The organism is Klebsiella sp. K-Nf6 (genome assembly GCF_002806655.1).
Taxonomy (GTDB): Bacteria; Pseudomonadota; Gammaproteobacteria; order Enterobacterales; family Enterobacteriaceae; genus Klebsiella; species Klebsiella variicola.
The window spans coordinates 1-11,954 of record NZ_PIBN01000006.1 but is presented as its reverse complement, the minus strand read 5'-3'; the positions used below and the strand labels follow the sequence as shown (position 1 = coordinate 11,954).

Annotated in this window: 13 protein-coding genes and 1 other RNA gene; 4 read left to right on the top strand and 10 right to left on the bottom strand. The window is 55.1% G+C overall.

The genetic code is table 11. The annotated features are described in order from the left end of the window. Window positions 1–10 precede the first annotated feature (10 nt). Window positions 11–589: a YecA family protein gene (locus CWM61_RS11765; protein WP_008806444.1), complete on the bottom strand. Its 579-nt coding sequence runs from the start codon at window positions 587–589 to the stop codon at window positions 11–13. Window positions 590–755: 166 nt separating this feature from the next. On the opposite strand from CWM61_RS11765, the gene zapA reads away from it, so the two are divergent. The 3 genes from zapA to CWM61_RS11750 all read left to right on the top strand — a co-directional run bounded on the left by zapA (window position 756) and on the right by CWM61_RS11750 (window position 2,006). Beyond that, entirely contained in the window at window positions 756–1,085 is a 330-nt protein-coding gene (zapA, locus tag CWM61_RS11760) for a cell division protein ZapA (RefSeq protein WP_004205298.1), read from the top strand. 41 nt (window positions 1,086–1,126) lie between these two features. Next, window positions 1,127–1,310, top strand: a non-coding RNA gene (gene ssrS / locus CWM61_RS11755) — 6S RNA. 99 nt (window positions 1,311–1,409) lie between these two features. Beyond that, on the top strand, window positions 1,410–2,006 hold the full coding sequence (locus CWM61_RS11750; RefSeq protein ID WP_012540577.1) for a 5-formyltetrahydrofolate cyclo-ligase: 597 nt from the start codon (window positions 1,410–1,412) through the stop codon (window positions 2,004–2,006). Window positions 2,007–2,089: 83 nt separating this feature from the next. Here CWM61_RS11750 and serA read toward each other — a convergent pair whose 3' ends face one another. Both serA and rpiA read right to left on the bottom strand, forming a co-directional pair. Beyond that, window positions 2,090–3,322: a phosphoglycerate dehydrogenase gene (gene serA / locus CWM61_RS11745; protein ID WP_074387601.1), complete on the bottom strand. Its 1,233-nt coding sequence runs from the start codon at window positions 3,320–3,322 to the stop codon at window positions 2,090–2,092. A gap of 269 nt (window positions 3,323–3,591) precedes the next feature. Continuing rightward, window positions 3,592–4,251 (bottom strand): ribose-5-phosphate isomerase RpiA, encoded by a 660-nt coding sequence (rpiA, locus tag CWM61_RS11740; RefSeq protein WP_074387600.1) that lies wholly within the window; start codon window positions 4,249–4,251, stop codon window positions 3,592–3,594. Window positions 4,252–4,418: 167 nt separating this feature from the next. On the opposite strand from rpiA, the gene argP reads away from it, so the two are divergent. Then, window positions 4,419–5,312, top strand: coding sequence for a DNA-binding transcriptional regulator ArgP (gene argP, locus CWM61_RS11735; RefSeq protein ID WP_008806448.1), 894 nt, complete (start codon window positions 4,419–4,421; stop codon window positions 5,310–5,312). A 54-nt stretch (window positions 5,313–5,366) separates the two neighbouring features. Here argP and CWM61_RS11730 read toward each other — a convergent pair whose 3' ends face one another. The 7 genes from CWM61_RS11730 to CWM61_RS30145 all read right to left on the bottom strand — a co-directional run. After that, window positions 5,367–6,134 carry an oxidative stress defense protein gene (locus CWM61_RS11730; protein ID WP_074387599.1) on the bottom strand — a complete coding sequence of 256 codons (768 nt, stop codon included), beginning with the start codon at window positions 6,132–6,134 and terminating at the stop codon, window positions 5,367–5,369. A gap of 89 nt (window positions 6,135–6,223) precedes the next feature. After that, window positions 6,224–6,859 carry an arginine exporter ArgO gene (gene argO, locus CWM61_RS11725; RefSeq protein WP_100631270.1) on the bottom strand — a complete coding sequence of 212 codons (636 nt, stop codon included), beginning with the start codon at window positions 6,857–6,859 and terminating at the stop codon, window positions 6,224–6,226. Between the two features lie 151 nt (window positions 6,860–7,010). Beyond that, window positions 7,011–7,868 (bottom strand): small-conductance mechanosensitive channel MscS, encoded by an 858-nt coding sequence (locus CWM61_RS11720; protein ID WP_061153340.1) that lies wholly within the window; start codon window positions 7,866–7,868, stop codon window positions 7,011–7,013. Between the two features lie 191 nt (window positions 7,869–8,059). Beyond that, a complete protein-coding gene (gene fbaA, locus CWM61_RS11715) occupies window positions 8,060–9,139 on the bottom strand; it encodes a class II fructose-bisphosphate aldolase (protein WP_008806452.1) in 1,080 nt (359 codons plus the stop codon). Window positions 9,140–9,236: 97 nt separating this feature from the next. Further along, entirely contained in the window at window positions 9,237–10,400 is a 1,164-nt protein-coding gene (gene pgk, locus CWM61_RS11710) for a phosphoglycerate kinase (protein WP_039102545.1), read from the bottom strand. A gap of 39 nt (window positions 10,401–10,439) precedes the next feature. Further along, the gene (epd, locus tag CWM61_RS11705; protein WP_061153339.1) at window positions 10,440–11,468 is read right to left on the bottom strand and encodes an erythrose-4-phosphate dehydrogenase; all 1,029 of its coding nucleotides are present in this window, start codon (window positions 11,466–11,468) and stop codon (window positions 10,440–10,442) included. Window positions 11,469–11,853: 385 nt separating this feature from the next. Next, window positions 11,854–11,954 (bottom strand): hypothetical protein (locus tag CWM61_RS30145; RefSeq protein ID WP_371339710.1); only part of this gene is annotated, 101 nt, incomplete at its 5' end.

Genomic DNA, 11,954 nt, shown 5'->3' with positions numbered 1-11,954 from the left:
CGAATTTTAGTTAGTGTAATGTCGGTTTGCGGACTTCCGGTGCGGTTGGCTGCTGACGAGAAAAAGTGTCGTGGCACAGCAGTGCGGCAACGCGGACATACTCGATAATCTCCTCCAGAGACATCTCCAGCTCTTCCTGATCTTCGTCTTCATCGTAGCCCAGCTGGGCGATATTACGCAGATCGTCAATCGCTTCCCCGGTCTCGTCTTTCACTTTATCCAGCTTCGGCTGGCTGACGCCAAGGCCGAGCAGGAAGTGGTTAACCCAACCGGCGAGAGCGTCGGCGCGGTCGAAGACGCTTACCGCATCGCCTTCCGGCAGATACAGTTGAAAGAGGAAACCGTCGTCATCCAGTGAATCGCTGATGGCGGAATGCATGTTACGCAGCGCCTGGGCCAGTTCATGACCAAAGGCGAGACCTTCGTTGGTCAGGTCGTGCACCAGCGGCAGCCAGCTGCTGTCAGTGTTGCCGCCGCACAGCAATCCGCTAATTAAACCGTGCATTTCGGCCGGGGTGAGGCCTACCCCTTGTTGGTTCAGTAACTGGTCTACATCGTTGTAACCAGGCATTTCGTTCTGTATAGACATGCGCATTCGTCATCGTTGGGAGGAATATTCATGATATGCTACCACTTTGGACCCTGGTGAACCAGAAAAGGGCTTGTATCCCCGCACCAGGGTAGCTATAGTGTCGCCCCTTCGCAGACCCGGGCTCGGATGTGAAGGCAGCGCAGTCAATCAGCAGGAAGGTGGCATGTCTGCACAACCCGTAGATCTCCAAATTTTCGGCCGTTCACTGCGAGTGAATTGCCCGCCTGAACAAAGGGATGCCCTGAATCAGGCAGCTGAAGACCTTAATCAGCGGTTGCAAGATTTAAAAGAACGCACTAGAGTCACAAATACTGAGCAGCTGGTCTTCATCGCCGCGTTGAACATCAGCTATGAGTTGACTCAGGAAAAAGCGAAGACCCGCGACTACGCTTCGAGCATGGAGCAGCGCATTCGGATGCTTCAGCAGACCATCGAACAAGCATTGCTTGAGCAAGGTCGCATAAGCGAAAGACCAGGGTCAAAGTTTGAATAACACTTTGCAGTTAACTGTGTTAGAGTAATTCCAGGAACAAAATTTCTCTGAGATGTTTGCAAGCGGGCCAGTCCCCTGAGCCGATATTTCATACCACAAGAATGTGGCGCTCCACGGTTGGTGAGCATGCTCGGTTCGTCCGAGAAGCCTTAAAACTGTGACGACACATTCACCTTGAACCAAGGGTTCAAGGGTTACAGCCTGCGGCGGCATCTCGGAGATTCCCTTCTTTAGTTCGCATTATCCCAACGCTCTAGTTTTCGGCTACTGCCGCTCTGTATTACACTTCCTCGTATTGTTTCGCTTGCTCGTAATGAGACCTGCATGACCCTACAGCCCGATATCCCGCTCTCCAGACAGCATATTCGCCAGCAGATCCGCGAGCGTCGCCGCGCGCTCAGCCCGGAGCAACAGCGCCTGTTTGCCCAACAGGCCGCGGAGCGGATGATGGCCTGGCCGCCGGTCGTACTCGCTCATACCGTGGCGCTGTTCCTCTCCTTTGATGGCGAGCTGGACACCCAGCCGCTAATTGACCAGCTATGGCGCGCCGGCAAACGGGTGTATCTGCCGGTGCTGCATCCGTTTAGCCCCGGAAACCTGTTGTTTTTACACTACCATCCGCAGAGCCAACTGATAGTGAATCGCCTGAAAATCCGCGAACCGAAGCTCGATGTGCGGGACGTGCTGCCGCTCGCTGAACTCGATGTGCTGGTGACCCCGCTGGTAGCCTTCGATGTCAGTGGTCAGCGACTGGGAATGGGTGGCGGTTTTTACGACCGTACGCTGCAAAACTGGCAGCAGTATCGCCTGCAGCCTGTAGGCTACGCGCATGACTGCCAGCAGGTGGATAGCCTGCCGAGCGAACAGTGGGATATCCCGCTACCCGCGGTGATCACCCCGGGAAAAACCTGGAGTTGGTAGGTACGCGGGGACGAGAATTTCAGCCTGGAAAGTATGAACAAAAAAACGGGCAGGTACTCGACCTGCCCGAGAGGCAAAAATGATTAGAACAACAGACGGGCGCGGATAGTCCCCGGGATCGCTTTCATTGCCTGCAGCGCCTGCTGGGCAACATCTTCTTCCGCTTCAATATCAATAACCACGTAACCCATCTGCGGCGACGTTTGCAGATACTGCGCGGCAATGTTGATGCTCTGCGCGGCGAAGATCTGGTTGATAGCGGTCAGGACGCCCGGCCGGTTCTCATGGATATGCAGCAGACGGCGACCGCCGTGCAGCGGCAGAGAAACTTCCGGGAAGTTGACCGCTGACAGGGTTGACCCGTTGTCAGAGTACTTCGCCAGCTTGCCGGCCACTTCCAGACCGATGTTCTCCTGCGCTTCCTGGGTTGAACCGCCGATATGCGGGGTCAGGATCACGTTATCAAACTCGCACAGCGGTGAAGTGAAGGGATCACTGTTGGTCGCGGGTTCGGTCGGGAAGACGTCGATAGCTGCCCCGGCCAGATGCTTACTCGCCAGCGCATCGCACAGCGCCGGAATATCCACCACGGTACCACGGGAGGCGTTGATCAGCAGCGCGCCCGGCTTCATCAGCGCCAGCTCTTCCGCGCCCATCATGTTTTTGGTGGAGGCGTTTTCCGGCACGTGCAGGCTGACCACATCGCTCATGTTCAGCAGGTCGGAGAGATGCTGAACCTGGGTGGCGTTGCCGAGCGGCAGTTTGTTTTCAATATCATAGAAGAAGACATGCATCCCCAGTGATTCCGCCAGAATGCCGAGCTGGGTACCGATATGGCCGTAACCGATAATCCCCAGTTTCTTGCCGCGCGCTTCAAAGCTGCCCACCGCCAGCTTATTCCATACCCCACGATGCGCTTTGGCGTTGGCTTCCGGCACGCCGCGCAGCATCAGCAGCAGTTCGCCGATGACCAGCTCCGCCACCGAGCGGGTGTTGGAGAACGGGGCGTTAAATACCGGGATACCCCGCTTCGCTGCCGCGTCCAGATCCACCTGGTTGGTACCGATACAGAAGCAGCCAACTGCTACCAGTTTTTCTGCCGCGGCGAAAATCTCTTCAGTCAGATGAGTACGGGAACGCAGGCCGATGAAATGGGCATCACGGATCGACGCTTTCAGCTCTTCGGAGTCCAGCGCGCCTTTGTGAAATTCGATGTTGGTGTAACCTGCTGCACGAAGGTTATCGATTGCCTTTTGATGCACACCTTCAACCAGCAGAAATTTAATCTTGTCTTTTTCCAGTGATACCTTAGCCATTTCCCCGTCCTGTTTTGTCTTAACTAATGTCGTGCTGAACGAAAGTTCGTCTCAGCAACATATCAAAAAAAACTATCGCGGCAATATGAACGTTTGCGTCGCCGTCCTGAAGAAATGTCATCCAGAAGCAAATGGCAGGACAAAACACCAGAAAGAAGATTAATGGTAGTTTGTTAATCAGGATGGTTGCATAAATGTGACAGAAGTCACCAAATTGCACCAGGTGAAAAAATATTTGCGAGGGAGCCGGTTGGCTCCCTGCGGACAGACTATTTTACGATGGTTTTCACGCCATCGGCAGTTCCGATCAGCGCCACGTCGGCCCCGCGGTTGGCGAACAGCCCCACGGTCACGACGCCAGGAATGCCGTTGATGGCATTCTCCAGCGCGACGGCATCAAGAATTTCCAGGCCATGCACGTCCAGGATCACGTTGCCGTTATCGGTAACCACGCCCTGACGGTACTCCGGACGACCGCCCAGCTTGACCAGTTGACGCGCGACGGCGCTGCGCGCCATCGGAATGACTTCAACCGGCAGCGGAAATGCGCCGAGAATATCAACCTGCTTGGAGGCATCGGCGATGCAGATAAATTTATCGGCGACCGAGGCAATGATCTTCTCACGGGTCAGCGCCGCGCCACCGCCTTTGATCATTTGCATATGGCCGTTGATCTCATCTGCGCCATCAACATAGATCCCCAGGCGATCGACGCTGTTGAGATCGAAGACGGTGATCCCGAGGCTTTTGAGCTTTTCGGTAGAGGCATCGGAGCTGGAGACCGCACCTTCAATCTGCCCCTTCATCGTGCCCAGCGCGTCAATAAAATGGGCCGCCGTCGAGCCGGTACCCACGCCGACAATGGTCCCTGGCTGTACGTATTGCAGCGCCGCCCAACCTACTGCTTTTTTCAGTTCATCCTGCGTCATAATTATGGTCCGAGATGTGAATGCCTGTGGCGCATTATAGAACATCGACAGTGGAAATGTCCCTGCGATGCAGATCACACAACTGAGCAGACCAATTTCGTCTGTATCAAATAAAAATTTATGTCATAGTGCGAGATAACGATTAGTTATGGGGGCACGCCAGAATAATGAAACGACCGGACTACAGAACACTACAAGCGCTGGATGCGGTGATTAGGGAACGAGGATTTGAGCGCGCCGCGCAGAAGCTATGTATTACCCAGTCCGCCGTCTCACAGCGTATTAAGCAGCTGGAAAATATGTTCGGTCAGCCGCTGCTGGTGCGCACCGTGCCGCCACGCCCTACCGAGCAGGGGCAAAAGCTGCTGGCTCTGTTGCGCCAGGTTGAACTATTGGAAGAAGAGTGGCTGGGCGACGAGCAGACTGGCTCCACGCCGCTGCTGCTGTCGCTGGCGGTGAACGCCGACAGTCTGGCAACCTGGCTGCTGCCGGCGCTGGCCAATGTTCTGTCAGACTCCCCTATTCGTCTCAACCTGCAGGTGGAAGATGAAACCCGCACCCAGGAGCGCCTGCGCCGTGGGGAAGTGGTAGGCGCAGTGAGTATCCAGCCGCAGGCGCTGCCAAGCTGCCTGGTGGATCAGCTCGGCGCGCTCGATTACCTGTTTGTCGCCTCAAAAGAGTTTGCGCAACGCTATTTCCCGAATGGCGTGACGCGTTCTGCGCTGCTGAAAGCGCCGGTCGTCGCCTTTGATCATCTGGACGATATGCATCAGGCGTTCCTGCAGCAAAACTTCGACCTGCCGCCGGGTAGCGTTCCCTGCCACATCGTCAACTCGTCGGAAGCCTTCGTACAACTGGCGCGCCAGGGCACTACCTGCTGTATGATCCCGCATCTGCAAATCGAAAAAGAGCTGAAAAGCGGCGAGCTTATCGACCTCACGCCCGGTCTGTTCCAGCGTCGTATGCTGTACTGGCACCGCTTTGCACCGGAAAGCCGCATGATGCGCCGGGTGACCGATGCGCTTATTGATTACGGCCACAAAGTGCTGCGTCAGGATTAAATCGCCGGCATAAAAAAAGCCACTTCCCGGAAGTGGCTTTTTTGTTTCTATCGCTTACTGCGCTGGTTTCGGCTCTTCCGCCGGTTTCGCCGGCGCGGCTGGCGCGGCGGCCTGAGCTGGCTGCAGCTCAAAGACCACGTCAACCTGGTCGTCAAACTGGATAGTCGCCTGCTCGTAGGTTTCCTGGGCAGAGACTGGCGCTGCGTCAGCGGCCTTCATCATACGAACCATCGGGCTCGGCTGATAGTTGGAGACGTGGTAACGCACGCTGTAGACCGGCCCCAGCTTGCTGTGGAAACCAGCCGCCAGCTCCTGCGCCTGATGCACCGCGTCATCAATGGCCGCTTTACGCGCCTTATCTTTGTAGGCATCCGGTTGCGCAACACCCAGCGAAACGGAGCGAATTTCATTCAGCCCCGCCTTCAGCGCGCCGTCCAGCAGGCCGTTAAGTTTATCCAGCTGGCGCAACGTCACTTCCACGGTGCGCACCGCGCGATAGCCTTTGAGAATGCTTTTCCCGTTCTGATAGTCATAATCAGGCTGGGTACGCAAATTCGCCGAGCTGATGTCTTTTTTCGCGATACCGCTCTTTTCAAGGAAAGAGAGATACTGCGCGACGCGGTCGTCTGCCTGTTTTTTCGCCGATGCGGCATCTTTCGCCGCGACATTCACTTCGATCGCCAGGGTAGCAATATCCGGAACCGCGGCAACGCTTGCTGTGCCTGAAGTCACAATGTGCGGACCGTCTGGCAATTCGTTTGCCTGTGCCGCCATTGTGCTAAATCCGAGTGCTGCCGCCAGGGCCAAGATTTTTAACTTCACTGTCGTTTCTCCATGTTACTTAAATCGCCCTTACGGGACGCATGCCAGCAAGCTTAGCGCGTACAGCAGGAAAGTCCATCGGACAACGCTTAGTTGAGCAACGCCAGGATATGGTCGACGCCCTCTTTTGCCAGCTGAAACGCAATAAACCACATGACGGCACCGACCACAATATTGATGATCCGCTGGGCTTTGGCGGTACGCAGCCGAGGCGCCAGCCAGGCGGCTAACAGCGCCAGGCCAAAAAACCACAGGAAAGAGGCGCTAATGGTCCCCAGCGCAAACCAGCGCTTCGGCTCCACCGCCAGTTGACCTCCCAGGCTGCCCAGCACCACAAAGGTATCCAGGTAAACGTGCGGGTTTAGCCAGGTGACCGCCAGCATGGTGATAATGATTTTCCAGCGCCCCTGCTGCATCACCTCGGCGCTGGCGAGTTCAAGATTCTGACTGAACGCCGTTTTCAGTGCGCCGAAGCCATACCACAGCAAAAAGGCCACGCCGCCCCAGGTCACTATCGCCAGCAGCCACGGGGATTGCATCAGCAGCGCGCTACCGCCAAAAATACCGGCGCAGATCAACAGCAAGTCGCTGACCGCGCACAGCAGGGCAATCATCAGGTGATACTGACGACGGATCCCCTGATTCATCACAAAAGCATTTTGCGGGCCAAGCGGCAAAATCATTGCCGCTCCCAGGGCAAGGCCCTGAAAGTAATAGGTAAACATAAGGATTTTTCCGCTGTGTTCGAGAGTGGCGCTGACTATAACGCGAATGGATTATTAGCGGAAATTGAAAGTATTAATCATTAATTAGATAAGCTAATAACACGCCATTAAAAAAGGCCGGCATGGCCGGCCTGACTCTGTCAGTGGCGATTTACTCTGCCTTTTCCGGCAGGCGGACCACATGCACATCCATCTGCGGATACGGGAAACTGATGCCGTTGGCATCGAAATCACGCTTAATACGCTCCAGCACGTCCCAATAGACGTTTTGCAGATCGCTGCTTTTGCTCCACACGCGAACCACGAAGTTCACCGATGAGGCGCCAAGTTCGTTCAGGCGTACAGTCATTTCGCGATCGCGCAGAATACGATCGTCAGATTCGATAATCGAGGTCAGCAGCTGCTTCACCTTGTCGATATCGGCATCGTAGGATACGCCAATGATAAACTCATTGCGGCGCGCCGGTTCGCGGGAGAAGTTAATGATGTTGCCGGCGATGATTTTGCCATTCGGCACCACCACGATTTTGCCGTCTGCGGTACGCAGGGTGGTGGAGAAAATCTGCACGTTCTGCACGGTGCCGGCGATGCCGCCGAGATCGACATATTCACCCGCACGGAACGGGCGGAACATCACCAGCAGTACGCCTGCGGCAAGGTTCGACAGCGATCCCTGTAGCGCTAAACCCACCGCCAAACCGGCGGCACCCAGCACAGCAATGACCGAGGCGGTCTGCACACCGACCCGGCCCAGGGCGGCAATCAGGGTGAAGGCGATAACCGCGTAACGCACCAGCGCCGAGAGAAAATCAGCAACGGTGGCATCAATCTTACGCGCCAGCATCAGGCGGTTGACGGTGTTAGAGACGATGCGCGCCACGATCATCCCGATAATCAGGATAACGATAGCGGCAACGATGTTGACGGCATAGCTCAGCAGCAGCTCCTGGTTGCGTGCCAGCCACGTCCCGGCGTTGTTGATGCTATCGACAACGTTCAAATCTTCCATTTAACATTCCTTATGAATCCCCGAACGGGGAAGTAAATAACTCAGCCTGCAACAGGGCAGTCAGGTTATAGGGTAAACAATAAGTGCACGTTTTGCCAAATGGATCACAGTTTTCCTGCTCGCTATCCTGTTGTTAAAGTAATAAAAAAGCCCGCATTGCTGCGGGCTTCAGGGTAAGAAACAGATTTTTCTTACAGAACGTCGATCGCGTTCAGCTCTTTAAATGCCTGCTCCAGACGGGTCACCATGGAAGTCTGTGCAGCACGCAGCCATACGCGCGGATCGTAGTATTTCTTGTTCGGCTGGTCTTCGCCTTTCGGGTTGCCCAGCTGGCCCTGCAGGTAAGCTTCGTTCGTTTTGTAGTACTGCAGGATACCGTCCCAGGTCGCCCATTGGGTGTCGGTATCGATGTTCATTTTCACTACGCCGTAGCTGACGGAGTCTTTGATTTCCTGAGCGGAAGAACCGGAACCGCCGTGGAAGACGAAGTTCAGGCTGTTGTGCGGCAGGTTGTGTTTCTTGGAAACATATTCCTGAGAGTCGCGCAGGATGGTCGGGGTCAGAACCACGTTACCCGGTTTATACACGCCGTGTACGTTACCGAAGGAAGCGGCGATGGTGAAGCGCGGGCTGATTTTGCTCAGCTCGGTGTACGCGTAATCCACGTCTTCCGGCTGGGTGTACAGGGCAGAAGCGTCCATGTGGCTGTTGTCCACGCCGTCTTCTTCGCCACCGGTGCAACCCAGTTCGATTTCCAGGGTCATGTCCATTTTGGCCATGCGCGCCAGGTACTTAGAGCAGATTTCGATATTTTCGTGCAGGGACTCTTCAGACAGGTCGATCATGTGAGAAGAGAACAGCGGTTTACCGGTAGCGGCGAAGTGTTTTTCACCCGCGTCCAGCAGACCGTCGATCCACGGCAGCAGTTTCTTCGCGCAGTGGTCAGTGTGCAGGATAACCGGCACGCCGTAGTGCTCAGCCATCTGGTGCACGTGGTGCGCGCCAGAGATAGCGCCGAGGATAGCAGCACCCTGAGGAACGTCAGTTTTCACGCCTTTGCCCGCGATGAACGCTGCGCCGCCGTTAGAGAACTGAACGATAACTGGAGAACGAACTTTCGCAGCAGCTTCCAGAACGGCGTTGATGGAGTCAGTACCCACGCAGTTTACCGCCGGCAGAGCGAAGTTGTTTTCTTTAGCTACCTGGAACACTTTCTGAACGTCGTCGCCAGTGATGACGCCCGGTTTTACGAAATCAAAAATTTTAGACATGTTACTTAGTCCTGTATCTGTATCTTCGACCGTTGAAGAAGGTTCGCGAGCCCTTAAGCGCGCTGAAAAACAGGCGGGTTTCCCCGCCTGAACTGAATTACTGCTTAGCGCGCTCTTCGAGCATCGCTACTGCCGGCAGGACTTTGCCTTCGACGAATTCAAGGAACGCGCCGCCGCCAGTGGAGATGTAGGAGATTTTGTCAGCGATGCCGAACAGGTCGATCGCTGCCAGGGTGTCACCGCCGCCGGCGATGGAGAAACCTTCGCTGTCCGCGATAGCGTTAGCCACGATCTCAGTCCCTTTACGGAAGTTCGGGAATTCGAATACACCGACCGGGCCATTCCACAGGATGGTTTTGGCATTTTTCAGGATATCAGCCAGTTTCTGTGCGGAAACGTCGCCAAGGTCGAGGATCTGCTCTTCATCTTTAATGTCGTTAACAGACTTCAGGGTTGCAGTCGCGGTTTCGGAGAACTCAGTCGCCACGCGAACGTCCGTCGGAACCGGGATATCACAGGTGCTCAGCAGGCGCTTAGCTTCATCAACCAGGTCTGCTTCGTACAGGGATTTACCGACGTTATGGCCTTGCGCGGCAACGAAGGTGTTAGCAATACCGCCGCCAACGATCAGCTGGTCAGCGATTTTAGACAGGGAATCCAGCACGGTCAGTTTGGTGGACACTTTAGAACCACCCACGATAGCGACCATCGGACGAGCCGGCTCTTTCAGCGCTTTACCCAGCGCGTCCAGTTCAGCAGCCAGCAGCGGGCCTGCGCACGCCACGTCAGCAAATTTGCCGATGCCGTGGGTGGAAGCCTGCGCACGGTGCGCAGTACCGAAAGCGTCCATGACGAACACGTCGCACAGCGCGGCGTATTTTTTGGACAGCGCTTCGTCGTCTTTTTTCTCGCCTTTGTTGAAGCGAACGTTTTCCAGAACCACCAGCTCACCGGCAGCCACTTCCACGCCGTCCAGGTAGTCTTTAACCAGACGTACCGGGTTGGACAGTTTGTCTTTCAGGTAATTAACAACCGGCAGCAGAGAGAATTCTTCGTTGTACTCGCCTTCGGTCGGACGACCCAGGTGAGAAGTAACCATGACTTTCGCGCCCTGCTTCAGCGCCAGTTCAATGGTCGGCAGAGATGCACGGATACGTGCGTCGCTGGTTACTTTCCCGTCTTTAACTGGTACGTTCAGATCCGCACGGATAAAAACGCGTTTACCAGCCAGATCCAGATCGGTCATCTTAATTACAGACATGGTGAATCCTCTCGTTGATTCATAAAGTTTTGTCGACGTTTACGCGTCGAACCTGAAACCAATAGCCGCCATCGCTAACGTCGTGTCGAGCATTCGGTTAGCAAAGCCCCATTCGTTATCGCACCAGACCAGCGTTTTGATCAGATGCGCGCCACTGACCCGGGTTTGCGTGCCATCAACAATAGCACTGTGCGGATCGTGGTTAAAATCTGTCGAGACCAACGGTAATTCCGTATAGTCAACTATACCATGAAATGCACCTTGTGCTGCTTTTTGCAGCAACTGGTTGACTTCACATGCTTTTACCGGTTTTTTCACCGTCACGCTCAGGTCAATTGCCGTCACGTTTATCGTCGGTACTCGCACGGCAATCGCTTCAAAACGGTCGTTAAACTGCGGGAAAATACGGGTGATCCCTGCCGCCAGTTTGGTATCCACCGGAATGATCGACTGGCTGGCCGCGCGGGTACGCCGTAGATCCGGATGGTAGGCGTCAATCACCTGCTGGTCATGCATCGCCGAGTGGATAGTGGTGACGGTGCCGGACTCAATGCCATAGGCATCATCTAACAATTTAATGACCGGAATAATGCAGTTGGTAGTACAGGAGGCGTTGGAGACAATGCGGTGCTCGGCGCGGAGCTCGTCCTGATTAACGCCGTATACCACCGTCGCGTCGAGATCGTTGCCGCCAGGATGGGAGAAGAGCACTTTCTTCGCGCCAGCCTGCAGATGGGCTTCGCCGTGTTCACGACTACCGTATACGCCGGTGCAGTCGAGCACCACGTCAACCGCCAGCTCGCGCCAGGGCAACGCCGCAATGGTCGGCTCGTGTAACAGGCGGATGGCATCATCGCCAACAAACAGCTGCTCGCGCTCCTGGCGGACATCCCAGGCGAAGCGGCCATGGCTGGTATCATATTTCAACAAATGCGCGATACCCGCCGCATCAGCCAGCTCATTGATTGCCACCACGGTGATTTCCGCACGACGCCCGGATTCATACAAAGCGCGAACCACGTTGCGTCCTATGCGACCGAAGCCATTAATCGCGATGCGAATGGTCATAGATCTCCTGCAAGGCTAACCCTGTTTTGAGGTGGCTGACAGAGTAATCCAGCAACGCTCTGAGGGGAACCTTACCAGCTGCAAACTGCGACTGATTGATTAATTGTCGAACATTTAAACGACTGAAACGCTTCAGCTAGAATAAGCGAAACAAGGAATAAAAGGAATGTTTGTCCAGAGCAATAAACCAGCTATATGACTTATGTCACATTTTCTTTGGAATAATTCACAGTGCGGTTACATGTTCGAAGAATAGTGCATACAAAAAAGCCGGGTGGCGAGGTAAAAGCAAAACGGTAACCCAGGGGTTACCGTTTTTGGTTTTTGCACCCCCTCCTGTGGGAGAGGGTTGGGGTGAGGGCATCAGCCCGCACCGTACCAGCCATTACAGCAGTGCTTTGGCTTTAGCAACCACGTTGTCGACGGTGAAGCCGAACTCTTCGAACAGCTGCTCAGCCGGCGCAGACTCACCGAAGGTGGTCATGC